This is a genomic window from Streptomyces sp. JK94 (genome assembly GCF_053613315.1).
In genome coordinates this window covers 12,396-35,898 of record NZ_JBSICH010000010.1, presented here as the reverse complement: position 1 = coordinate 35,898, position 23,503 = coordinate 12,396, and the positions used below count along the sequence as shown (strand labels likewise).

The following is a 23,503-nucleotide window of genomic DNA, read 5'->3' as shown; positions in this document are numbered from 1 at the left end:
AGTGTGCGGTTCGGTGAGTACGGCTGTGCCGGGCGACGTGCCCGCGAGGTCACCCTCCCGGGCCCAAGCGGTGCGTCGCTCAGATGTCCCGCCGTTCCAGCGGCTTCGTCGCCGGGCCCTCGATCACCGTGCCGTCCGTGTCGAAGCGGGAGCCGTGGCAGGGGCACTCCCAGGCGCGTTCGGCCGCGTTGAAGTCGACCAGGCAGCCGAGGTGGGTGCAGCGCGGCGAGAGGGCGTGCAGCGCGCCGGCCTCGTCCCGGTAGACCGCGAGCCGGTCACCGCCCGCCCGGACGACGGCGCCCTCGCCCGGCGGCAGGGCGTCCACCGGCGGCGCGGGCCGCAGCCGGTCGCCGACGAAGTGACGGGCCACCTCGGCCTGCGTCTTGAGGAACGCCGGCGCCTCGCGCACCGCCGTGCGCAGTCGGCGCGGGTCGTACAGCCCGCTCCACGCGCACTCCTCACCGGTGATCTGCGCGGTGAGCAGCCGCCCCGCCATCATGCCGCCGCTGAGCCCCCAGCCGCCGAAGCCCGTGGCGACGTACGTGTGGTGGGCGCCCGGGTGCAGCGGGCCCACCATCGGCACGGTGTCCGTGGGGTCGATGTCCTGCGTGGCCCAGGCGTACGTGAGGTCGGCGCCGGGGAAGTGCTCGCGCGCCCAGGCGGACAGGTGGTCGAAGCGTTCCCGGGTGTCGCCCGTGCCGGGGGTGAAGTGCTCCCCGGTCACGATGAGCAGCCGGCGCCCCGCGTCGTCCAGGGGGGCCGTGCGGACCGACCGCGTGTTCTCGTCCGGCGTGATGTACATGCCGTCGACGTCGCGGCCGGCCTCGATGCTCCCCGCCACCACCAGCTCCCGGCGCGGGGAGAGACGCGCGAACAGCAGGGCCCGGTCGAAGATCGGGTAGTGCGTGGCCACCACGACGTCCCGGGCGGTGACCGTCGCTCCCGCCTCGGTCGACACGCGGCACGGCTCCCCCTCGTCCAGGCCGTGCACGGTGGTGCCCTCGAAGATCCGCCCGCCGTGCGCCTCCAGGTCGTCGGCGAGGGCCAGCAGGTACTTGCGCGGGTGGAACTGGACCTGCCCGGTGACCTCGACCGCGCCCGCCACCGGGAACGGCAGCCCCGTCTCCGTCACGAACGACGCCGGCAGCCCCGCCTCCCTCGCGGCGGCCGCCTCCCGGCGCAGCTCGTCCACGCGGCCTTCGTCGCGGACGTACGTGTACGCGCTGCGGGTCTCCCAGTCGCAGTCGATGCCCAGCTCGGCCACGATCCGGGCGGCGCGCTCGATCGCCTCGGACTGCGAGCGGGCGTACAGGCGGGCACCCTCGGGGCCCCGGGTGCGGCGCAGCTTGTCGTAGACCAGCGAGTGCAGGGCCGTCAGCTTGGCGCTGGTGTGGCCGGTGACGCCGGCGGCGACCCGCCCGGCCTCCAGCACCGCCACGCTGCGTCCGGCCCGCGCCAGTTCCCAGGCCGCGCTGAGCCCGGCGACGCCGGCGCCGATCACGGCGACATCGACGTCGAGATCCTCCGCGAGGGCGGGGCGCGGCGCACCGCCCGGTGCCGTCTGAAGCCAGTACGAGCCCTTGACCTGCGCTTTCTCCGTCATGCGGCTCCGAGTACCCTGTCGCTGCGGCTTCAGTGACCGGGCGGTGCGCCCGCCGGGCGGAGCGTGTGCCACCGAATCCTTTCGGCAGAGCGAGCAGACCGTCGGGGTCGGGGATCAGCGGGCCGTAGCCGGTGCGGCCGGGGAGTGCGCGGCGGCGGTGCCGGCGAAGAGTCAGCAGAGGGCTCCGGTGAAGGCGATGCCTGCACCGAGGGCGCCCGTGCGGGCGAGCACCTGACGTCGTGTTGCGGACATGGGCGACCTTCCTGCTGGCGGACAGGACTGTGACCGCTGTGTCCGCCACCTGTCCGGAGGGCCGGGAACCACGCGCGTAGAACGTGTCCTGCGGTGTCTCACGGCGGGCGCGGGGCCGCGCGCGTCCCGGACGTCCCCCGCGGGGCCCCGGCACCCCGGCCGCTGCGGCTCCGTCGGTGGCGGCGCCGAGCGCCGCGCCCCTGGCCCGGGACGCCCGGCGCCTCGTCCGGGGCCCGTGCACCCGCATGTCCGGCACCCGGTCCGGGGCCCGTACCGCCGAACGCCCGGCACCCGGTCCGGGGCCGTACCCCGGACCGGGTGCCGTCGCCGCTGCGACGGCCCGCACGCACGGACGGGCGGTCGGCGCCCGGCCGGACTGCACGGCCGTCTGTGCCGGGCCGGGCTACAGGGCCGTCTGTGCCGGGCCGGACTACACGGCCGTCTTCGCCGGTTCCGTGACCTTCACGGGGTCCGTGCCGGTCGCGCTGTGCCGCTCGGCCCAGTTCTCCAGCGCGGTGCGGCAGGCGTGGTCCAGGTGGTGCAGACCGGACAGGTCCAGCTCGACCGGGCGGTCCTGCGGCAGCGCCTCCAGGCTCTCCAGGAGCTTCGGGAGCCGCAGGAAGGTCGCGTTGCCCGACAGGTGCGCCTGGACGGGGCCGGCCCCCTTGTCGATGATCTCGAGCTTGAGGTGCGAGGCCTCCCAGGCGGTCTTGGCCACGGACAGGGCCAGGCCGATCAGCACGCCCTCGAACATGTTCACGACGACGATGGACACGGCCGTGACGACCAGGATCAGTGCCTCGCCCCGGTGCCTGCGCCACAGCGACACGAGGCCGCGGAACGGGATCAGCTTCCAGCCCGCGTGGACCAGGATGCCGGCCAGCGCGGGCAGCGGGATCAGCGCCAGCGCGGACGGCAGCAGCGCGGCGAACAGCAGCAGCCACACCCCGTGCAGCACCCGGGACGCCTTGGTCCGCGCGCCGGCGCCCACGTTGGCGGAACTGCGCACGATGACCGCCGTCATCGGCAGCGCGCCGAGCAGACCGCACACCGTGTTGCCCGCGCCCTGCGCCATCAGCTCCTTGTTGTACTCGGTGCGCGGGCCCCTGTGCAGCCGGTCCACCGCGGCGGCGCTGAACAGGCTCTCCGCCGAGGCGATCAGGGTGAAGGCGACGATCGTGCCGAGGACGCCGATGCTCGCCAGCTCGCCGAAGGCGCCGGCTCCGGGCGGCTGGACGGAGTCCAGCAGGCCGTTCACCTCGACCGTGGCGACCGACAGGCCGAACACCGCCGTCACCGCCGTGGCCAGGAAGACCGCGGCCAGCGCGCCGGGCACGGTCCGCGCCCGTCCGGGGAGCCGCTTCCACAGCACCATCACCGCGACGGTGCCGGCGCCGAGGGCGAGCGAGGTGAGCGCCTCGGCGCTGCCCAGCGCGTCGACGGCGGCACCGGGCAGTCCGGTGATCTTGTCGAGGCCGGAGGCGGGCGCCGCCAGCCCGGCCGCCGAATACAGCTGGCCGGCGATGAGCACGAGGCCGATGCCGGCCAGCATGCCCTCGACCACGGACAGGGAGATCGCCCGGAACCAGCGCCCCAGCTTCAGGGCGCCCATCGCGAGTTGCAGCAGACCGGCGGCCAGCACGATCACGCCGAGCACGGGCAGCCCGTACGCGTCGACCGCGCCGAAGACCAGCACGGTCAGGCCGGCGGCCGGCCCGGACACCTGCAGGCTGCTGCCCGGCAGCAGGCCGGTGACGATGCCGCCCACGATGCCGGTGACGAGGCCGAGTTCGGCCGGGACACCGGAGGCGACGGCGACGCCCACGCACAGCGGGAGGGCGACCAGGAACACCACGAGCGAGGCGGTGAAGTCCTGCCGCAGATGGGGGAACCTTCGGGAGGTCTCGGATATGGCGTTCACGCCGGCGCTCACAGGGTCTCGAAGGTGTCGGTGTCCGCGCGGTGTTCGCGTACGACCCCGGTGTGGACCTCGTAGTACCAGCCGTGCATGCGCAGCCGGCCGTCCGTCAGCCGCCGCTCCACACAGGGGTAGGAGCGCAGCCGCAGGAGCTGGGCCAGGACGTGGTGCTGCACGGCCGCGGCGACCGTCGGGTCGGCGGGGTCGCACGGCTTCGGTTCGTCCGCGGCGTGCGCCAGCCACTCGCGCACGGCGGGTACGGCGGTCAGGTCGTCGCCGCGCACCAGCGCGCCGACGGCGCCGCAGTGCGAGTGGCCGCAGACGACGATGTCGGTGACGCCGAGCACTTCCACGGCGTACTCGATGGTGGCCGCCTCGCCGGAGGGGCGTCCGGCACCGTAGGGCGGGACGATGTTGCCCGCGGTGCGCAGCTCGAAGAGCTGGCCGGGCCGGGCACCGGTGATCAGGGCGGGTACGACCCGGGAGTCGGAGCAGGCGATGAACAGGACTTCGGGCGACTGGCCTTGGGCGTGCCCGGCGAACTCCTCAGGGCGCTGTCCGAACGTGCGGGCGTTGTCGATGAGGGGCTGCATGATGCGGTGATTCCTCCTGGCGCGCCGTGGGGGGCGCGTCGGACGGGCAGGACAGGGGTGAAAGGGGCTACGGGCCCTCAGTGACGGAGGACCTGGAACGTCGCCGGGGAATGGTCCGGCGCCGGTCTCGACCGGAGCCCGGTCGCACGGCCGGGTATGGCCGCCTCGGGCACCAGCGGGCCGCGCTCCCGCAGGAACGGGTGTTCGGGTGCCTCGTGCATGGGCGCGGTGGTGGTGCGGTGCCGGTCGAGGACGTGCGGGGAACCGTTCGGGTTCCCGGACCGGCCGGCGCCGTGGCAGGTGACGGTCGCGTCGTGCGACGCCGCGCCGGAGGGGGTATTTCCGGAACAAGCGTTGGCCATGGCATCGCGGTTTGTATGCGCGGATGCGAAGGGTGTGCCGAGTGCGAAGACCGCCAGGGCGATCAGGAAGGCGGAGAGGAGCGGAACCATGGACCGGGCCGTCGTGCCTCGCACCATATGCCCCCTCTCCAGGCAGTTCACGCCAACGGCATATGCCGGCACATGGTCTGCGCGAGGTCAACGCAGTGCCAACACATGGTCAATGCACGGTCAAGAAACACGTTAACCCTGCAGAGAGCTTTGCAGGGTTAACGTAGCGTTACGTGCTGAAGAGAGCCTGAAAATAGCGGGTGAGTTGGCGGGAACAGGCCGTTCCGGCCGCTCTCAGGGCGTGTCGACGAGGCGTGCCGCGTCCCGGGCCAGCGCGGTGAGCCGCGAGATCGCCCGGAAGTACTTCTTGCGGTACCCGCCCTTCAGCATCTCCTCGCTGAAGAGCCGGTCGAAGGGCAGCCCGGAGGCCAGCACCGGCACCTCGCGGTCGTAGAGACGGTCCGCCAGCACCACGAGGCGGAGCGCCGTCGACTGGTCCGGCACCGGGCGCACCCCGGTGAGGCAGACGGCCGTGACGCCGTCGGTCAGGGCGCCGTAGCGGCTGGGGTGGACGCGGGCGAGGTGGTCGAGGAGGGCGGAGAAGTCGTCCAGGGAGGCACCCTCGGCGGCCTGCGCCGCGCGGGTCACCTGCTCGTCGGAGTACGGGGCGGGGGCCTCGGGCAGACCGCGGTGGCGGTAGTCCTCGCCGTCGATGCGCAGGGCGCGGAAGTGGGCGGACAGGCCCTGGATCTCGCGCAGGAAGTCGGCCGCCGCGAAGCGGCCCTCGCCGAGTTTGCCCGGCAGCGTGTTGGAGGTGGCGGCGAGCGCCACGCCGGCCTCGACGAGCCGGCCGAGCAGGCTGGAGACGAGGACCGTGTCGCCCGGGTCGTCGAGTTCGAACTCGTCGATGCACAGAAGGCGGTGTTCGGAGAGGGTGCGCACGGTCTGCTGGAAGCCGAGGGCGCCGACGAGGTTGGTCAGCTCCACGAAGGTGCCGAACGCCTTGCGGGAGGGCTCGGCGGGGGTGGCGTGCCACAGGGAGGCCAGCAGGTGGGTCTTGCCGACGCCGTAGCCGCCGTCGAGGTAGACGCCGCGAGGGCCGGCGGGGGTCTTCGGGGCCCTGCTCCGGCCGAGGCCGAAGAAGCCGCGCCGGCCGGCGCGGCCGGGGGTCTCGCCGCCGAGTCCCGCCGCGAAGCCCTCCAGGACCCGGACGGCCTCGGTCTGGCTGGGCTGGTCCGGGTCCGGGATGTACGTGCTGAAGCGGACCGAGTCGAAGCGGGGCGGGGGCACCATCTCGGCGACCAGGCGCTCCGCGGGGACCTCCGGTTCGCGGGCGCACAGGGACAGCGGGGCGGAGGCCGCCCCGGCTATCGGGGTGGGGCCGGAGGGCGTGGAACCGGAGGCGGCGGAAGAGGGCGGCACGGTGGTCCATGGTAGAGCCTGTTCGCGGGGCCGCCTTCATGCGCAGGGTCGTCCCCGGGCGCCCCGTGCCCCCGCGCCCCGACGCCCGCGCGGACCCGGTCCCGGTCGGCACGGTTCGGGAGGCGGCCTCGTGGAACACTGCACCGCATGCGACGCCTGTTCCCCGTGACCGATCAGACAGCCGGCCCGGACCCCGACGCGGCCGACCGGGAGTGGAGCCCGGCCGAGCTGGCCGCCGCCTACGCCTATCCCGAGCCGGACGGGCGGTCCCGGGCGTGGCTGCGGGCGAACATGGTCTCCACCCTCGACGGGGCCGCCCAGCACGACGGCCGCTCCCAGCCCATCTCCAGCGCGGCCGACATGCGGATCTTCGGCACCCTGCGCGCCCTGGCGGACGTGGTGGTCGCCGGCGCCGAGACGGTGCGCCAGGAGGGGTATCGCCCGGCACGTGCGCGGGCCGAGTTCACGGAGCCGCGGCGGGCGGCCGGACAGCTCCCCGCGCCCGCGATCGCCGTGGTCAGCGCCGGCCTGGAGCTGGACTTCTCCCTGCCGCTGTTCACCTCGCCGCTGGTGCCCACCCTGATCCTGACCGGCGCCGCCGCGGCGCCGGACCGGGTCTCGGCGGCCGAGAGGGCCGGTGCCCGGGTGGTGATCGCGGGCGACGGCGTCGGAGTGGACCCCGCCCGCGCGGTCGACGAGCTGGCCGCCCTCGGCCACACCCGGCTGCTGACCGAGGGCGGCCCGCGGCTGCTGGGACAGTTCGTCGCGGCCGGGGTGCTCGACGAGCTGTGCCTGACCGTCTCGCCGATGCTCACCGCGGGGGACGCGCAGCGGATCGCGGGCGGGCCGTCGGTGGAGGTTCCGCGGCGGTTCGTCCTCGGGTCCCTGCTGGAGGAGGAGGGCTTCCTGTTCAGCCGGTACCGGCGGGCCTGAGGGGCACGGCGGAATTCCCCGTTCCGCATAGTCCGCGCCGGGCACACGGAATCCGGCAGTACCCGTGCGATCACGGGGCAGGATGGTTTCCGCAGGGTCCGGTACGGCCCACGGAGGGTGGGCCTGAAGGGTCCTCGAAGGAGAAGGGGCGCCTGAGTGTTCACAAGCGTTTTGATGATCGAGAAAGCCCTGACGTCCGCCGACGTGGAGTTCGTCACGTCCTTGCACGGCGAGGAGGCCGTCGCCTTCCACGTGCTGCTCCAGCCGCGCGGCGACCAGGCGGACAGGCTGCTGAGAGCCGTCGACGACGTCGCGCTCGGCGAGTTCGACGAGGCCGTGCGCGAGGGGGAGACCCCCGAGGGGCAGGAGGCGCAGAGCGTCGGGCAGCGGGCCCTGGAGGTGTCCCTCACCGCCCTGCGCTCGTCCGGGGCCGGCGCCGAGGGCCGCCTGATCGAGGACCACCCGCTGGACGAGCTCAAGACCCTGGTCGTGGAGACCGGGGCCGACGAGGTGATCGTCCTGACCGACCCGCACTACGTGGAGGAGTTCTTCCACCGGGACTGGGCCTCGCGGGCCCGCCACAAGGTCGGCGTACCGGTCCTGAAACTGTTCTCCCACAGCAAGGCATAGGCTGGGTCCGCGCCCCCGGCCAGGGGGCGCGCCCACCCGGCAGAGCACCCTCGTACACCCGTCGCACCCCTGGGGAGAACAGCGCATGGCACCCGGCCTTCCTACCGCCATGGACCGACCGCACTTCATCGGCATCGGCGGCGCCGGAATGTCGGGCATCGCCAAGATCCTCGCCCAGCGCGGCGCCGAGGTGGCGGGCAGCGACGCCAGGGAGTCCCCGACCGCCGAGGCCCTGCGCGCGCTGGGTGCGACCGTGCACATCGGGCACGCGGCGGAACACCTCGCCGACGACGCGAGCTGCGTGGTCGTCTCGTCGGCCATCCGCGAGGACAACCCGGAGCTGGCCCGCGCCGCCGCCCTGGGCATCCCCGTGGTGCACCGCTCCGACGCCCTCGCCGCCCTGATGAACGGTCTGCGCCCGATCGCGGTCGCCGGCACGCACGGCAAGACCACCACCACCTCCATGCTGGCGGTCTCCCTGTCCGAACTGGGCCTGGACCCCTCGTACGCCATCGGCGGCGACCTGGACGCGCCCGGCTCCAACGCCCTGCACGGCGACGGCGAGATCTTCGTCGCCGAGGCGGACGAGAGCGACCGCAGCTTCCACACGTACGCCCCCGAGGTCGCCATCGTCCTCAACGTCGAACTCGACCACCACGCCAACTACGCGTCGATGGACGAAATCCACGCGTCCTTCGAGACCTTCGCCTCGAAGATCGTCCCCGGCGGCACCCTGGTGATCGCGGCCGACCAGGAAGGCGCCCGGGAGCTGACACGACGGCTGGCCGGGTCGGTGCGGACGGTGACGTACGGGGAGTCCGAGGACGCCGACGTGCGCATCCTGTCGGTCGTCCCGCAGGGGCTGAAGAGCCGGGTCACCGTAGTGCTGGACGGCACCGAGCTGACCTTCGGCGTCTCCGTCCCCGGCCGCCACTACGCGCACAACGCGGTCGCCGCCCTCGCCGCCGGCGTGGCCCTGGGCCTCCCGGCCGCCGAACTGGCCGCCGCGCTGGCCGCCTACACGGGCGTCAAGCGGCGGCTCCAGCTCAAGGGCGAGGCGGCCGGCGTCCAGGTGGTCGACTCCTACGCGCACCACCCGACCGAGATGACGGCGGACCTGGAGGCCATGCGCGCCGCGGTCGGCGACGCCCGCATCCTCGTCCTCTTCCAGCCGCACCTGTTCTCCCGCACCCAGGAGCTGGGCAGGGAAATGGGCCAGGCCCTCGCCCTGGCGGACGCCTCGGTCGTCCTCGACATCTACCCGGCCCGCGAGGACCCGGTCCCGGGCGTCACCAGCGACCTGATCATCCAGGCGGCCCGGGCCGCGGGCGCCGACGTCACGCCGGTGCACGACAAGGCGGAGGCGCCCGCGGTGATCGCGGGAATGGCGAAGGCCGGTGATCTCGTTCTCACCATGGGCGCGGGCGACGTCACCGACCTCGGTCCGCGCATCCTGGAAGAGCTGTAGAGCATCGCGAACCGTAAGGGGCTGAGGACTTATGTCGTACGACGTCGAGAAGCCGGACGAGCAGTGGCGCGCGGAGCTGGCCCCGGCCGAGTACGCCGTACTGCGCCAGGCCGCCACCGAGCCCGCCTTCACCGGTGAGTACACCGACACCAGGACCGAGGGCGTCTACTCCTGCCGCGCCTGCGGCGCCGACCTGTTCACCTCGCAGACCAAGTTCGAGTCGCACTGCGGCTGGCCGTCCTTCTTCGACCCGAAGGACACGGACGCGGTCGAGCTGATCGAGGACCGGTCGCACGGAATGGTGCGCACGGAGGTGCGGTGCGCCCGGTGCGGGTCGCACCTCGGGCACGTGTTCAAGGGCGAGGGCTATCCGACCCCGACCGACCAGCGGTACTGCATCAACAGCGTCGCGCTGCGGCTGGCGCCCGCCGAGGGCTGAGCCGGCCGGTCACCGGGCGGCGGCCGGGAGCGTCACGGTGAACACCGTCGCGCCCGGCCCGCCGCCCAGCGCGATCGAGCCGCCGTGCGCCCGCACCAGCGAACCGGCCACGGCCAGCCCCAGACCGCTGCCGCCGCGGTCCCGGCTGCGCGCCTTGTCGACGCGGTAGAAGCGGTCGAAGATCCGTTCCCGGTCGGCGGCCGGCACGCCCGGCCCCGTGTCGGCGACGGCGACGCGGGCCGCGCCGGCCGTCACGGACACCGCGACCGACACCTTCGTGCCCGGCGGCGTGTGCACGGCCGCGTTGGTCAGCAGGTTGTCGAGCACCTGCCGGATCCGCTGCGGGTCCAGGCGCAGTCTCACCGCCGCGGGAGCGGCCGTCACCGTCAGCGGATGCTCCGGGTGCCCGGCGCGGAAGGCGTCGGCCGCCTGCCGGACCAGCTCCGTCAGATCCGCGTCCTCCCAGCGCAGCGGCGTCTCCACCTCGTCCGCGTCCAGCCGGGCGAGCAGCAGCAGGTCGTCCAGCAGGACACCCATCCGCGCCGCCTCGGCACGCAGCCGGGCCAGGTGCCGCTCCCGTTCCCCGGGCTCGTTGGCCGCCGCGTACTGGAACAGGTCGGCGTAACCGCGCACCGACATCAGCGGGGTGCGCAGTTCGTGCGAGGCGTCCGCGACGAACCGGCGCAGCCGCTGCTCGGCCTCGGCGCGCACCGCCAGCGAGTCGTCGATGTGCTCCAACATCGTGTTGAACGCGGTCCGCAGCTCCGCCACCTCCCGCCCGCCGTCCCGGCCGTCCGCCCGAAGCGGCAGCCGCGCGGCCGACTCCGTCAGGTCGTGCGAGGCGATGCCGTGCGCCGTGCTCGCCATGTCGCTCAGCGGCTTCAGACCGCGCCGCAGCATCCGCCGCCCGGACACCACCAGCGCCAGCAGCGCGAGCCCGAAGGCGACGACCTGCACCGTGATCAGCTGATCCACGGTGTCCTCCACGTCCCCCATGGGCGCGGCGCTGACCAGCACCACCCCGGGCTCGACCTCGCAGGCCCGCAGCAGGTAGGGGCCGTGCCCGTCGATCCGCACGGTGCGGGTGAGGTCCTGGCCGGAGCGCGCCATGGTCTGCGCCAGGGCGGTCAGCGCACGGCTGTCGGCCGGCACCTCGGCGGGCGCGCGCAGGTCCGCCGAGCCGCCGGAGACGTCGTAGACGGCCGTGTACCAGCCGTAGTACGGCTTGCGCCGGACCGTGCCGTGCGCCGCCGCGTCCTTGGTCTGCACGACCTGCGCCAGCTTCATCTGGTCGGCGAGCTGCCGCTCCAGGTAGTCCCGCATGTACGCGGTCAGCGCCGTGCCGACCACGGCGAACACCGCCAGCGACAGCACCCCGAGGCCCAGCGCCAGCCGGGTCCCGAGCCGCAGCCCGCGGGAGGCGCGCCACAGCCGCCGTATCACCGGGCCGCCTGCCGGATCACGTATCCGAAGCCGCGCACCGTCCGGATCAGCGGCTCACCGGTGTCGTCCGTGTCGCCGAGCTTGCGGCGCAGCCGGCTGACGACGAGTTCCACGACGTTGGACCGGCCGCCGAAGCCGTACTCCCACACGTGGTCCAGGATCTGCGCCTTGGTCAGCACGGTCGGCGACTTGCGCATCAGGTAGCGCAGCACCTCGTACTCGGTCGGGGTCAGCGGCACCCGCCGCTCGCCGCGGCGCACCTCACGGGTGTCCTCGTCCATCGTCAGGTCCCCCACCCGCAGCACCGCCCGCTGGAAGCCGGGCCCGGCGCTGCGCCGCAGGACGGTCCGCAGCCGGGCCATCAGCTCCTCCACCGCGAACGGCTTGACCAGGTAGTCGTCACCGCCCCGGGTCAGTCCCGCCACCCGGTCGGCCACGCCGTCGCGCGCGGTGAGGAACACCACCGGCACCATCGTCCCCGAGCGGCGCAGCCGGTCCAGGACGCCGAAGCCGTCGACGTCCGGCAGCATCAGGTCGAGCACCACGATGTCCGGACGGAACCCGGCGGCCAGCCGCAGTGCCTGCTCGCCGGAGTTCGCGGTGACCGCCTCCCAGCCCTCGTAGCGGGCGACCGTGGCCACGAGATCGGCGATGGGCGGGTCGTCGTCCACCACGAGGAGTCGTACTTTTTCCACCCGCCCATACTGCGCCACCGGCCGCCCGCACCCCACACCGCGCGGGCCGCCGAACCGAGATCGATAAGTAGTCGAAAGTCGCCCGACAGGAAAAAGACAGGTCGGGCGGGTGAAGCTCGGTTCCGTGACCACAGCTCCAAGCGTCCCCCGCCGCCAGCCGCCCCCCACACCGGCCCTCCGCCCCAAGGCGGTGGCCCGTACCGGCCTGTACGCCGTCCTCGCCGCCAACGCGGCCGTCGTGGCCGTCCTCTTCGCCCGGGCGGGTTTCGCCTCCAACACCCTGATCGTCCTCGGCCGCCTCACCGGCCTGTACGGCGCCCTGCTCATGGCCTTCCAGCTCGTCCTGGTCGCCCGGCTGCCCTGGTTCGACCGGCGCATCGGCATGGACCGGCTGACGTCCTGGCACCGCTGGACCGGATTCGGCGTCCTGTGGACGCTCCTCGCCCACGTCTGCCTCATCACCTTCGGCTACGCGGAGTCCTCCACCCTGGACCCCCTGAACCAGCTCGTCGACCTCGCCGAGACCGTCGAGGGCGTGCTGCGCGCCCTCGTCGCCCTCGCGCTCCTCACGGTCGTCGGCGCCGTCTCCGCGCGCGCCGCCCGGCGCAGGATGGCGTACGAGACCTGGCACTTCGTCCACCTCTACACGTACGTCGCGGTGGTGCTGGCCTTCACCCACCAGGTCGCCGCCGGTACGACCTTCACCTCCTCGCCGGCCGCGAGGACGTACTGGTACGGGGTGTGGGGCGCGGCCCTCGGCGCGGTCCTGCTGGGCCGGGTCGTGCTGCCGCTGCGGCGGAACCTGCGCCACCGGCTGCGGGTCACCGCCGTCGTGCCGGAGAACGACCACGTCTTCTCCGTCCACATCACCGGCCGCGACCTGGACCGGCTGCCCGCCCGGGCCGGCCAGTTCTTCCTGTGGCGCTTCCTGACACGGGACCGCTGGTGGCAGGCCAACCCGTTCTCGCTGTCCATGGCACCCGACGGCCGCCGGCTCAGGCTCACCGTCAAGACCGCCGGCGACGGCACCGCCGCCCTGCGCCACCTGCGGCCCGGCACCCGCGTCTTCGCCGAGGGCCCCTACGGCGCCTTCACCACCCTGCACCGCACCCGTCCGGACACCCTGCTGATCGCCGGCGGCGTCGGCGTCACCCCGATCCGGGCCCTGCTCGAGGAACTGCCCGGCCACGTCGTGCTCGTCCACCGGGTGGCCACCGAGCGCGACGCCGTCCTCCACGACGAGCTGCGCGACCTCGCCCACGCCAAGGGCGCCGAACTGCACCTGGTCACCGGGCCGGCCGTCCCCGACAAGCTGGGCCCGCGCGACCTCGCCGCACTCGTGCCCGACGTCGCCGACCGGGACGTCTACGTCTGCGGGCCGCCCGGCATGACCAGCGCGGTGCTCCGCACGCTGCGCGAACTGGGTGTGCCCGGGGCGCAGATACACGCCGAACGCTTCAGCCTGGCCGGATGAGAGGAACCACCCACCGTGAAGCGCGCACTGCCCGTCCTGGTCCTGAGCGTCGCCGGTCTCGTCCCGGTCTGGCGCTACGCCCCCTCCGACGGGACGGCGGCCACCTCGGCCGCCGCTTCCGCGCCGTCCGCGGCGCCGTCCGCGGCGGCCGACGGCTCCACCGTCGTCACCGGCTCCACCGTCGACACCGACAAGGGGCCCGTGCAGGTGGAGGTGGTCTTCCAGGACGGGCGGATCACCGCCGTACGCATGCTCCGGCAGCCCGACCACCCGCAGACCGAGGCCGCGGTGCCCCGGCTGATCGAGGAGACCCTCGAAACCCAGAGCGCCGACATCGACACCGTCTCCGGCGCCACGCTCACCAGCGACGGGTACCGGCAGTCCCTCCAGGCCGCCATCGACGCGCAGGGCGCGGGTGCCTGAGGTGCGGCGCGTCGAACACGTCATGGGCTTCCCGGTCTCGCTGCGGGTGGACGACGCGGAGGTGCCCGAGGAGGCGGCGGACGCCGTCTTCGCGTGGCTGCGTGAGGTCGACGCGCGCTTCAGTCCGTTCCGGTCCGACAGTGAGGTAGCCCGGCTGGACCGGGGGGACACCACCCGGGTCAGCGCTCAGCTGCGGGAGGTGCTCGACCTGTGCGAGGAGTACCGGCTCGCGACCGGCGGCGCCTTCGACGTCCGGCTGCCGGGCCGGGGCCTGGACCCCTGCGCGGTGGTCAAGGGCTGGTCGGTGCAACGGGCGGCCGGTCTGCTGCGGGCCGCCGGCGCACGGCGGTTCTGCCTCAACGCCGGCGGTGACGTCGTCGCCGCCGGCGGCCCCTGGCGGGTGGGCGTACGGCACCCGGAGCACGCCGGCCGGCTGTGCACCGCCCTGGAACTCGTCGACGGGGCGGTCGCGACCTCCGCCCGCTACGAGCGCGGCGACCACATCGTCGACGGGCGCACCGGACGCCCGGCGACCGGACTGCTCAGCCTCACCGTCGTGGCGCCGACCCTCACGGAGGCGGACACCGTCGCGACGGCCGCGTTCGCGATGGGCGCGGAGGGGATCGCGTGGGCCGCCGCACGGGAGGGCTGCGAGGTCTTCGCGGTGGACGCGGAACGCCGGGTGCTGCGCACGGCTGGGCTGCCCGTGGCGGGGTAGGGGCCGCACGCGGTGGCCACGGTTCGGCTTCACCGGACGTCTAGACTCTCCCGGCAACGAACCGTAGCGACCTGGCCAGCACTTTCCGCCCACCCGAAGGGTATTCGGCGTTTTGATACGGATGGATTCAGTCACCAAGCGGTACCCGGACGGCACCGTGGCGGTCGACCGGCTCTCGCTGGAGATACCCGACCGCTCGATCACGGTCCTCGTCGGACCCTCGGGCTGCGGCAAGACGACGACCCTGCGGATGATCAACAGGATGGTCGAGCCCACCGAGGGCACCATCTCCCTGGACGGTGCGGACCTCCAGCGGCAGCCGGTCACCACGCTGCGCCGGTCGATGGGGTACGTCATCCAGAACGCGGGGCTCTTCCAGCACCGGACGATCATCGACAACATCGCCACCGTGCCCCGCATGATCGGCTGGGGCAAGCAGAAGTCCCGGGAGCGGGCGGCGGAGCTGATGGAACGGGTCGGGCTCGACGCCTCCCTCGGCAAGCGGTACCCGTACCAGCTCTCCGGCGGTCAGCAGCAGCGCGTCGGCGTGGCGCGGGCACTCGCCGCCGACCCGCCCGTCCTCCTCATGGACGAGCCGTTCTCCGCGGTCGACCCGGTCGTCCGCAAGGGACTCCAGGACGAACTGCTGCGTATCCAGGACGAACTGGGCAAGACCATCGTCTTCGTCACGCACGACATCGACGAGGCCATCAAACTGGGCACCATGGTCGCGGTGATGCGCACCGGCGGCCGGCTCGCGCAGTACGCGCCGCCCGCCGAACTGCTGTCGCGCCCCGCGGACGACTTCGTCGAGGAGTTCCTCGGCGCCGACCGCGGCATCCGGCGGCTGTCCTTCTTCCCCTCCGCCGGCCTGGACCTGACGACCGGACCGGTCGTGCGGATCGACGCCTCCGCCGAGCGACTCGCCGCGGCGGACGCCCCCTGCCTGCTGGTGACCGACGCGGACGGCAGACCGCTGGGCTGGGCCGAGCCGCAGGCCCTGGCGGCCGGGGACATCGTGCCGGAGCGGCTGCTGTCCCACGGGCGGCCCTTCCTGCCCGGCACCGACTCGCTGCGGGCCGCCCTCGACTGCGCGGTGCTCTCGCCCACCGGCTGGGCCGTCGCCGTGGACGCCGACGGCCGGGTGACCGGAGTCGTCTCTCAGCAGACCATCGGGGAGGCGATCCGCACCGCCCACCGCGCGCAGACCGCGGACGGAACACGGCCCGCGAGGCCCGCCGCCGTCACCGAGGCCGCCCCGTGAACGGCTTCTTCGACATCCCGAGCGACCTCGACAACACCTACCTCGGCCTGATCGGACTGCACCTGCGCGAGGCGCTGCTGCCGGTCCTGGCCGGGCTGGTGCTCGCGCTGCCGGTCGCCCAGGTCTGCGTGCGGTTCCGCTGGCTGTACCCGCCCGTGCTCGGCGTGACCACCGTCTTCTACGCCATCCCGTCGCTGGCGGTCTTCGTCGTGCTCATCGACTACACGGGCCAGACCGAGCTGACGGTGATGATCCCGCTGGCCGTGTACAGCCTGGTGGTGCTCGTGCCGGCGATCGTCGACGGCGTGCGGTCGGTGCCCGAGGAGACCCTCGCCGCGTCCACCGCCATGGGCTTCGGGCCCGTGCGGCGGTATCTGCAGGTACAGCTGCCGATCGCCGTGCCCGCGATCCTCGCCGGACTCCGCGTGGCCGTGTCGGCGAGCATCTCCCTGGTCAGCGTCGGCGCCCTCATCGGCAACCAGGGCGCCCTCGGCAACCTGCTCGCGGACGCCCAGAAGTACGGCCGCCCCGAACTGGCGGTGAACTCCGTCCTCACCACGGCCGTACTGGCGGTGCTGTGCGACGCGGTGCTCGTCCTGCTCCGGAACCTGCTGACGCCGTGGATGCCGCGCGGCGGCACCAGGCGCCCCAAGGAGACCACCGCGCGGCAGGAGCGGCCCGCATCGAAGAAGGCGGCGGCCCGGTGAACGTACTCGACTTCGTCAACGCCTTCTTCAGCGACAGCGCCCACTGGCACGGCTACGACGGCATCCCGCAGCGCCTGCTGGAACACGTCCAGTACACGCTGCTGGCCCTCGGTCTCGCCGCCGCGATCGGGCTGCCCGTCGGGCTGCTGACCGGGCACACCGGACGCGGCGGCAACGCGGTCGCCTTCGTCGCCACCGCCGCCCGCGCGCTGCCCAGCTTCGGACTGCTGGTGCTGATCGCCGTCGTGGCCGGCATCGGCCTGCTGCCCGTGATGATCCCGCTGGTAGTCCTCGCGGTTCCGCCGATCCTGGTGACCACCTACGAGGCGGTCCGCTCCGTCGACCCCTCCCCGGTGGACGCGGCCCGGGGCATGGGCATGCACGAGCCGGGCATCCTGTTCCGGGTCGAGCTGCCGGTCGCCCTGCCGCTGATCCTCAGCGGACTGCGCTCGGCGGCCATCCAGGTCGTGTCGACGGCCACCATCGCCGCGTACGTCAGTCTCGGCGGGATCGGCCGGTACATCATCGACGGCCTCTACCAGCGCGACTACGAGAAGGTGGTCGGCGGAGCCACCCTCGTGGCGCTCCTGGCGCTCGTCACGCTCGCGCTGTTCTGGGCGGCCGGGCGATTCGCGGTGTCGCCGGGGGTGCGCAGGCGCTGACGACGGGGCGGACACGCGGACACCGGCGTGAAACCGTGACCAGGCCGTTCTTGACTGACCGACAACCGGCTCGTTTGGATCGGTGGATGACTTCTACCGCGCAGAGCAGCAGGTCCAGGACGAGGCACACCGGCGCGGCGGCCGTCGCGCTCACCGCCGCGGCGGCGCTGCTCGCGGGCTGTTCCTCCTCCGACGACACCGCCGACAACCCGCTCGCCGGGGAGAAGGCGGAGGCCGGCACCGTCGTCGTCGGCTCGAACAACTTCGCAGAGAGCACCCTGCTCGCCGACATCTACGGCGAGGCGCTCAAGGCCAAGGGTCTCAAGGTCACGTACAAGCACAACATCGGCAGCCGCGAGACGACGTACGGCCTGATGAAGAACGGCTCGGTCACGGTGCTGCCGGAGTACAACGGCTCGCTGCTGGCCTACCTCGACTCCGGGGCCGAGCAGAAGTCCGTCGAGGCGGTGAACGAGGCGGCGAAGGCGAAGCTGGACGGGAAGCTGACGCTGCTGGAGTCGTCGCCGGCCGAGAACAAGGACTCGGTCAGCGTCAACGCCGAGACCGCGGAGAAGTACGGGCTCACCGCGGAGTCGACCCTCGCCGACCTGAAGGATGTCGCCCCGGACCTGGTGATCGGCGGCTCGCCCGAGTTCCAGACCCGGCAGCAGGGGCTGAAGGGCCTGGAGTCCGTCTACGGCCTGAAGTTCAAGTCCTTCAAGGCGCTCGACGCGGGCGGCCCGCTGACCCAGTCGGCACTGACCAGGAACACCGTGCAGGCGGCGGACGTCTTCACCACCGACCCGACCATCGTCAAGGAGAAGTTCGTCGTCCTGAAGGACCCGGAGAACCTCTTCGGGTACGCGAACGTGACACCGCTGGTCCACGAGGAGGGGCTCCCCGAGGAGGGCGTCGCCGCACTCAACGCGGTCTCCGCCAAGCTGGACACCAAGACACTCCTGGACCTGGACGCCCAGATCCAGCTGGACAAGAAGGACCCCCTGGACGTGGCCAAGGAATGGCTCGCGTCGGCCGGTCTGAGCTGACGCCCCGGTCCGGCCGCCGTCACGGCGCCGCGGTCCCGGCCGCGGCGTCGATCAGCTGGTCGATCAGCGCGACGAGCACGTCCCGGCAGGAGGCCCGCTCCCGCGCGTCGCACAGCAGCACCTGAACGTGCTCCGGCAGCGCCAGGGCCTCGCGGACGTCCTCGGCCGGGTAGGGGTGCCGCCCGTGGAAGCCGTTGACGCCGACGACGAACGGAATGCCCCGCCGCTCGAAGAAGTCGACGGCGGCGAAGCTCGACTCCGGTCTGCGGACGTCGACCAGTACCACGGCGCCGAGGGCCCCGATCGCCAGGTCGTTCCACATGAACCAGAACCGCTGCTGGCCGGGCGTGCCGAAGAGGTACAGCACCAGCTCCCCGCCGATGCTGATCCGCCCGAAGTCCAGGGCCACGGTCGTGGCCCGCTTCTCCTCGATGCCGGCCAGGTCGTCCACGTCCAGGCCCGCCGCGGTCAGCGGTTCCTCGGTGCGCAGCGGGGCGATCTCGCTCACCGACCCGACCATGGTGGTCTTGCCGACGCCGAAACCCCCCGCGATGAGGATCTTCACCGCCTCGGGTGCGGCGGCCGGGGATACGGGTGCCGTGGGCGCCGGAACGGCGCGGTCAGAGCCGGCCAAGGCCGTCCCTCACTTTCTGCAGCAGGTCCAGGTCCGGGGTGGCGCGGGAGACGAGGCGCGGCGGCCGGGCGGTGATCCGGCCCGCCTCCAGCAGGTCGCAGAGCAGGATCACGACCACGCTCACCGGCAGGTCGAGGCGGGCCGCGACCTCCGCGACGGCGACCGGTTCGGCGCACAGCCGCAGGATGCGCAGGTGCTCGGGCTGCGGTCGCGCGGCCCGAGCGGGCTGCGGGTCGACCGCGGTCACCGTCGTGATGAGGGTGAAGTCGGCGCGGCTGGGCCGGGTCCGGCCGCCGGTCAGGGCGAACGGCCGCACGAGCCGGCCCCCCGCGTCGCCTCCGGTCACGTCACTCGCCGGGGGCGCCGGTGGCCCGCGGTGCCGCGCTCAGATGCTCGCCTATCTTCTTCACCAGCATGTTCATCTGGTACGCCACGACACCGACGTCGGCGTTCGGTCCGGTGAGGACGACGAGGTGGGCGCCCGGGCCCGCCGAGGTGAGGATCAGGTAGCTGTTGGCCATCTCGATGAGCGCCTGGCGCACCGGACCGCCCCGGAAGTCCATGCTGACGCCCTTGCTGAGGCTCATCAGACCCGAGGCGGTCGCCGCCAGTCGTTCGGCGTCGTCGCGCAGGAAGCCGGTCGACTTGCTGACGACGAGTCCGTCCTCGGAGAGCACCACCGCCTGGTTCACGTCGGCGACCCGCTCCACGAGTCCGGTGAGCAGCTGGTCCAGCTCGGTGTGCGTGGCGGGGGAGGGTCGGGTCATCGCTGGTCCTTCGTGGGCGGTCGTCGGTCGTCGGTCGGAGTCGAGGGGACGGTGGAGGAGAGGGCCTGCCCGTCGTCGGCGTCGCCCCCGGCGTCGTCGGCCTGGGCCCGCAACGTGCCGCGCTGGAAGCCGGCGAGGGACGAGGCGGCGCGCTCGGCGGTGAAGCCGGCGAAGTCGTCGTCGCCGACGGCGTCCGGGCCGGTGGCGGGGCCCTCGTCGCGGAGTTCGGCGGCGAGGCTCGTCTGCGGCACCCGGCGGGGCAGCGGCACGAGCCCGTCGCCCTGCGCGGCGGTGGCGGTCGCGTCCGGGCCGGGGCGGACCGGCCGCGAGGGCCGTGCCACGACGGCCGGGCGGTCCGTCCCGGAGGCGGAGGACGAGACGCGCGCGGGGGCCTCGGGAGCCCGGGGGGCCTCGGGTACTTCGGGGGCCGCCGGGCCGCCGGTGCCACCGGCCCCGGCGGACGGCTCCGGCACCACGATGTCGTGCGGGATCAGCACGATCGCGGTGGTCCCGCCGTACGGGGAGGACCGCAGCGTCACGGTGATGCCGTGCCGGTGCGCGAGCCGGGCGATGACGAACATGCCGAGTCGCAGGTCGTCCGCGAGCGCCACCACGTCGAACTGCGGCTCCACGGCGAGCTGGGCGTTGAGCGAGGCGTAGTCCTCTTCCGACAGACCGAGGCCGCGGTCCTCGATCTCGACGGCCAGGCCCTTGGCGACCATCGCGGCCCGCACCCCGACCGGGTGGGGGGCGGGGGAGTAGACGGTGGCGTTGTCGATGAGTTCGGCGAGCAGGTGGATCACGTCGGCCACCGCGGGCGGGGCGAGCGCGACCTCCTCGTCGGTGTGCAGCTCCACCCGCTGGTACTCGGCGACCTCCCCGACTGCGCTGCGCAGGATGTCGACCAACGCGACGGGCTCGCGCCAGGTGCGCCGGGGCTGTTCGCCGCTGATGATCACGAGGTTCTCCTCGTAGCGGCGCAACTGGCTTGCCGCGGAGTCCAGTTCGTAGAGGCCCTTGAGGATCTCGGGGTCGGTGTGCTCGCGCTCCAGCGCGTCCAGCTTGCCGAGCTGCATGTTGACCAGGTTCTGGCTCTGCCGGGCGATGCCGAGGATCACCTTCTGGAAGCCCCGCCGGGTGTCCGCGAGTTCGACCGCGGTGTGCACGGCGGTGCGCTGCGCCGTGTTGAAGGCCTGCGCGACCTGGCCGAGTTCGTCCTGTCCGTAGTCCAGCGGCGGGGTCGCGGACTCCACGTCGACCGTCTCGCCCCGTTCCAGCCGGGCCACCACGTCGGGCAGCCGCTCCTCGGCCAGGCTCAGGGTGGCCAGCCGCAGCCCGCGCAGCCGGCGGGAGAGCGAGCGGGTGATGCGCCAGGACATGCCGACGCACAGCAGCAGGGCGACCAGGCCGCCCGCGCTGAGGGAGGCGGCGGTGATCAGCAGTCCGCGCGCCTCGTCGGCGCTGCGGTCGAGCAGTCCGTCCGTCTGCTGCCGGATCAGCGCCGTGTACTGGTCGGAGACCTCGCTCAGGGCGGTGGTCCACCGGTCCCGCGCGTCCGGCAGGTCGATGCGGTCCTCGTCGCCCGCCGCGCGGGCGGCGAGCACCTGGTCCTCGACGGACTCCAGGGTCCGCCACTCGGGGCTGGCGAGGATCCGCTCGGTCTCCGCCTTGGCGCTGCCCCGCAGGGAGGGCACGATCTGATCCTGGACGAGCCAGCGCCGGGTGTGGACCAGTTGGGTGAACCGGGTCCACTCCTGCTCGTCCATCCGGCCGGACGGCCAGGCCAGGGTCAGCCGGGCGTCCTCCTGGGAGGCCAGCTCCGCCGCGTGCTCCAGGGCGACCAGCGGCCCGGCCTGCGAGGTCAGGTCGCCGTCGTCGACCTGGGAGAGCTCCTGGAAGGCGTGGATCTGCTCGTCGATGATCGAGGTGTACTGGTCGAGCGCCTGGTCGGGGGTGATGTCGCTGGGGTCGTCGACCTGGTCGCGGTAGTACTCCAGGCTGCCCACCGAGCCGAGTACCGAGTACAGCCGGTCCGAGATCCGGTCGGGCGCGTGCTCGATCGCGTCGGACCGGCCGACCAGCTGGGCGACCGCCGCGTCCGTCCTCCTGCGCTGGGCGTCCAGCTCCGCCCGGTCGCCGCCGGGTTCGGCCAGCCACGCCGCCGACAGTCTGCGCTCCTTCTGCAGCGCGAGGGCCGCTTCGGTGCCCATGGCCCCGGTGGAACGGCTCAGCTCGGTCTGGGCGCGCAGCCGCAGGCCCTCCGAGAACATCTGGATCGTCGTCACCCCCCACACCGTGGCGAGGGTGACGCCGGGAACCAGGGCCAGGAGGATGAGGGAGAGCCGTATGGAGCCGAGGCGGCGCCGGGCACCTGTCCGTGCAGACATCGTCGTCCTAGGCGATCAGTGGGAGCGGGAGCGGGAGTGGCCGGGGTGGCCGAGGTGCCGGGTGCGCGGTGACGGCTCCGGCGGCCGGGGGACGCGGGCACCAGTCGCCGCCGGCCGCCGGGTTCCCGCCGGGCGGCGGCCTTCCCGCCTGCCGGGTCCGGGCCCGTCGCCGGGCGCCCCGGTCACCGGGTGCCTTCCGCGGCGAAGCGCGCGACCGCGTCGGCGTTCGTCCGGGTCACGAAGGCGGGGCCGGTCAGCACGGGCGCCACCCCGCCGCCGCTGACGTTGCCGTTGGTGCGGTACAGCCAGAGCGCGTCCACCGCCAGATACCCCTGCAGGTACGGCTGCTGGTCCACCGCGAACTGCACGTCCCCCCGCTTGACCGCGGAGACCAGCTCCTCGTCGAGGTCGAAGGTGGCGACGTGGGCGCCGCTGCCCGCCTCGTCGACGGACTCGACCGCGGTGAGGGCGAACGCCGCGCCGTTCATGACGACCTCGTCGATGCTGGTGTCCTGCCGCAGCCGCGCGGTGACCACCGCGCCCACCGCCTTCATGTCGGTGCCCTCGACGTAGAGCATCTCGGTCTCGCCCCCGAAGGTCTTCTTCACGCCGGCGCAGCGGGCCTCCAGCGCGACGTTGCCCCGCTCGTGGATGACGCACAGGGCGTGCCGGGCCTTGAGTTCGTTCAGCTTCTCGCCGACGGCGCGGCCCGCGACGCTCTCGTCCTGCCCGAAGTACCCGAGAAGTCCGGTCGACCGCCAGGCGTCGATACCGGAGTTGAGGCCGACCACGGGGATGCCGGCCTTTCTGGCCTCGGCGACCGGTCCCTTCATCGCCTGCGGTTTGGCCAGGGTCACGGCGATGCCGTCGGCCTTGTCGCGGATCGCGTCCCGCACCAGATCGGCCTGGTCGGCGGCGTCGGCGTCACCGGCGTACGTGAGGTCGAAGCCGTCCTTGGCGGCGGCCGCCTCGGCGCCCTTGCGCACGCGGTCCCAGAACGCGTCGCCCTCACCGCCGTGGGTGACCATCGTGATCTTCATCCGGTCGCCGCCGGACCCGCCCGCGGCGTCGGCGGACGAGTCGTCCCCGTCCCCGCCGAGGGCGGAACAGCCGGCCGCCAGGAGACAGACGGCCGTGGCGAGGGCCAGGGCGTGTCGGCGTCCGGGGGTGGGGACGGGTGGGGGAGCAGTACTCATGGGGGTCGCGGCACCTCGCTGTGCGGCCGAGCAGGAGGAACGGAGAGAGGGGGCCCGGAGCCGCGTGTCGGTACGCCGACCGGGTGAATCTCGCCTGGCCGGAGCAAACCGTGTGTGACGGCCGGTAGTCAAGTGATCCGCGAGCTGCCACGAGCTGTCGGTGCCGCATCGTGATGAACGGGGCGGGTGGGGCACGCCGGCGGGGCCCGCTCCGGTCACGTCGTGCGGGGGACGCCGAGGGCGTCCGGCACGGAACGCCGACCGGACCGTGAACGGACGGGCCGTGCCGCCGTCGGGGAAACGGAAGCCGTGCTGCCGCGGGCGCGGGCGCGGGGGCGTGGGCGTGCGGGGGCGCGGACAAGCCGAACTGACGGTGCGTTATCTTGTACTGGGGGTTAATACAGGCGGCACGGCCTGTTGAGTTCCAGCCCGGGAGA

The 23,503-nt window shown here is 73.3% G+C and carries 23 protein-coding genes; 11 read left to right on the top strand and 12 right to left on the bottom strand.

Features of this window, described 5'->3' with window-relative positions:
- Window positions 1-79 precede the first annotated feature (79 nt).
- The 5 genes from ACVV2G_RS10240 to zapE form a co-directional block, all read right to left on the bottom strand.
- The gene (locus ACVV2G_RS10240; RefSeq protein WP_453842317.1) at window positions 80-1,603 is read right to left on the bottom strand and encodes an FAD-dependent oxidoreductase; all 1,524 of its coding nucleotides are present in this window, start codon (window positions 1,601-1,603) and stop codon (window positions 80-82) included.
- Between the two features lie 682 nt (window positions 1,604-2,285).
- The gene (locus ACVV2G_RS10235; RefSeq protein WP_453842316.1) at window positions 2,286-3,776 is read right to left on the bottom strand and encodes a SulP family inorganic anion transporter; all 1,491 of its coding nucleotides are present in this window, start codon (window positions 3,774-3,776) and stop codon (window positions 2,286-2,288) included.
- 8 nt (window positions 3,777-3,784) lie between these two features.
- Window positions 3,785-4,366 (bottom strand): carbonic anhydrase, encoded by a 582-nt coding sequence (locus ACVV2G_RS10230; protein ID WP_453842315.1) that lies wholly within the window; start codon window positions 4,364-4,366, stop codon window positions 3,785-3,787.
- 77 nt (window positions 4,367-4,443) lie between these two features.
- Window positions 4,444-4,818 carry a hypothetical protein gene (locus ACVV2G_RS10225; RefSeq protein ID WP_453842314.1) on the bottom strand — a complete coding sequence of 125 codons (375 nt, stop codon included), beginning with the start codon at window positions 4,816-4,818 and terminating at the stop codon, window positions 4,444-4,446.
- 234 nt (window positions 4,819-5,052) lie between these two features.
- Window positions 5,053-6,180, bottom strand: a complete 1,128-nt coding sequence (gene zapE / locus ACVV2G_RS10220) for a cell division protein ZapE (RefSeq protein WP_453842312.1) — start codon at window positions 6,178-6,180, stop codon at window positions 5,053-5,055.
- A 147-nt stretch (window positions 6,181-6,327) separates the two neighbouring features.
- On the opposite strand from zapE, the gene ACVV2G_RS10215 reads away from it, so the two are divergent.
- The 4 genes from ACVV2G_RS10215 to msrB all read left to right on the top strand — a co-directional run bounded on the left by ACVV2G_RS10215 (window position 6,328) and on the right by msrB (window position 9,650).
- Window positions 6,328-7,113 (top strand): pyrimidine reductase family protein, encoded by a 786-nt coding sequence (locus ACVV2G_RS10215; protein ID WP_453842311.1) that lies wholly within the window; start codon window positions 6,328-6,330, stop codon window positions 7,111-7,113.
- Between the two features lie 156 nt (window positions 7,114-7,269).
- Window positions 7,270-7,743 carry an indole-3-glycerol phosphate synthase gene (locus ACVV2G_RS10210; RefSeq protein WP_453842310.1) on the top strand — a complete coding sequence of 158 codons (474 nt, stop codon included), beginning with the start codon at window positions 7,270-7,272 and terminating at the stop codon, window positions 7,741-7,743.
- A gap of 85 nt (window positions 7,744-7,828) precedes the next feature.
- Window positions 7,829-9,211, top strand: coding sequence for a UDP-N-acetylmuramate--L-alanine ligase (gene murC / locus ACVV2G_RS10205; protein ID WP_453842309.1), 1,383 nt, complete (start codon window positions 7,829-7,831; stop codon window positions 9,209-9,211).
- 31 nt (window positions 9,212-9,242) lie between these two features.
- Window positions 9,243-9,650, top strand: a complete 408-nt coding sequence (gene msrB, locus ACVV2G_RS10200; RefSeq protein WP_453842308.1) for a peptide-methionine (R)-S-oxide reductase MsrB — start codon at window positions 9,243-9,245, stop codon at window positions 9,648-9,650.
- A gap of 9 nt (window positions 9,651-9,659) precedes the next feature.
- On the opposite strand, the gene ACVV2G_RS10195 is transcribed toward msrB, so the two are convergent.
- Both ACVV2G_RS10195 and ACVV2G_RS10190 read right to left on the bottom strand, forming a co-directional pair.
- Complete coding sequence (locus tag ACVV2G_RS10195) at window positions 9,660-11,093, bottom strand: sensor histidine kinase (protein WP_453842307.1); 1,434 nt, start codon at window positions 11,091-11,093, stop codon at window positions 9,660-9,662.
- Window positions 11,090-11,788: a response regulator transcription factor gene (locus ACVV2G_RS10190; protein WP_453842306.1), complete on the bottom strand. Its 699-nt coding sequence runs from the start codon at window positions 11,786-11,788 to the stop codon at window positions 11,090-11,092. Before ACVV2G_RS10190 ends, ACVV2G_RS10195 begins: the two co-directional genes overlap by 4 nt.
- Window positions 11,789-11,912: 124 nt before the next feature.
- Here ACVV2G_RS10190 and ACVV2G_RS10185 point away from each other — a divergent pair, with 124 nt between their 5' ends.
- The 7 genes from ACVV2G_RS10185 (at window position 11,913) to ACVV2G_RS10155 (ending at window position 18,082) form a co-directional block, all read left to right on the top strand.
- Window positions 11,913-13,262: a ferredoxin reductase family protein gene (locus ACVV2G_RS10185; RefSeq protein ID WP_453842305.1), complete on the top strand. Its 1,350-nt coding sequence runs from the start codon at window positions 11,913-11,915 to the stop codon at window positions 13,260-13,262.
- Between the two features lie 15 nt (window positions 13,263-13,277).
- Window positions 13,278-13,685, top strand: coding sequence for an FMN-binding protein (locus ACVV2G_RS10180; protein WP_453842304.1), 408 nt, complete (start codon window positions 13,278-13,280; stop codon window positions 13,683-13,685).
- A gap of 1 nt (window position 13,686) precedes the next feature.
- Complete coding sequence (locus ACVV2G_RS10175) at window positions 13,687-14,403, top strand: FAD:protein FMN transferase (protein WP_453842303.1); 717 nt, start codon at window positions 13,687-13,689, stop codon at window positions 14,401-14,403.
- A gap of 112 nt (window positions 14,404-14,515) precedes the next feature.
- Entirely contained in the window at window positions 14,516-15,667 is a 1,152-nt protein-coding gene (locus ACVV2G_RS10170) for an ABC transporter ATP-binding protein (protein WP_453842302.1), read from the top strand.
- Window positions 15,664-16,374: an ABC transporter permease gene (locus ACVV2G_RS10165; protein ID WP_453842301.1), complete on the top strand. Its 711-nt coding sequence runs from the start codon at window positions 15,664-15,666 to the stop codon at window positions 16,372-16,374. Before ACVV2G_RS10170 ends, ACVV2G_RS10165 begins: the two co-directional genes overlap by 4 nt.
- Window positions 16,371-17,036, top strand: a complete 666-nt coding sequence (locus ACVV2G_RS10160) for an ABC transporter permease (RefSeq protein ID WP_453842300.1) — start codon at window positions 16,371-16,373, stop codon at window positions 17,034-17,036. The genes ACVV2G_RS10165 and ACVV2G_RS10160 overlap by 4 nt, the downstream gene beginning before the upstream one ends.
- Before the next feature lie 86 nt (window positions 17,037-17,122).
- The gene (locus ACVV2G_RS10155) at window positions 17,123-18,082 is read left to right on the top strand and encodes an ABC transporter substrate-binding protein (protein ID WP_453842299.1); all 960 of its coding nucleotides are present in this window, start codon (window positions 17,123-17,125) and stop codon (window positions 18,080-18,082) included.
- 19 nt (window positions 18,083-18,101) lie between these two features.
- On the opposite strand, the gene ACVV2G_RS10150 is transcribed toward ACVV2G_RS10155, so the two are convergent.
- From ACVV2G_RS10150 to ACVV2G_RS10130, 5 genes are all read right to left on the bottom strand, one after another.
- Entirely contained in the window at window positions 18,102-18,716 is a 615-nt protein-coding gene (locus ACVV2G_RS10150; RefSeq protein WP_453842298.1) for a GTP-binding protein, read from the bottom strand.
- On the bottom strand, window positions 18,703-19,062 hold the full coding sequence (locus ACVV2G_RS10145) for a DUF742 domain-containing protein (RefSeq protein WP_453842297.1): 360 nt from the start codon (window positions 19,060-19,062) through the stop codon (window positions 18,703-18,705). The genes ACVV2G_RS10150 and ACVV2G_RS10145 overlap by 14 nt, the downstream gene beginning before the upstream one ends.
- A gap of 1 nt (window position 19,063) precedes the next feature.
- Window positions 19,064-19,483 (bottom strand): roadblock/LC7 domain-containing protein, encoded by a 420-nt coding sequence (locus tag ACVV2G_RS10140; RefSeq protein WP_453842296.1) that lies wholly within the window; start codon window positions 19,481-19,483, stop codon window positions 19,064-19,066.
- Window positions 19,480-21,870, bottom strand: a complete 2,391-nt coding sequence (locus tag ACVV2G_RS10135; protein WP_453842295.1) for a sensor histidine kinase — start codon at window positions 21,868-21,870, stop codon at window positions 19,480-19,482. The genes ACVV2G_RS10140 and ACVV2G_RS10135 overlap by 4 nt, the downstream gene beginning before the upstream one ends.
- A 182-nt stretch (window positions 21,871-22,052) precedes the next feature.
- Window positions 22,053-23,066, bottom strand: a complete 1,014-nt coding sequence (locus ACVV2G_RS10130) for a substrate-binding domain-containing protein (RefSeq protein ID WP_453842294.1) — start codon at window positions 23,064-23,066, stop codon at window positions 22,053-22,055.
- Between the last annotated feature and the right edge of the window lie 437 nt (window positions 23,067-23,503).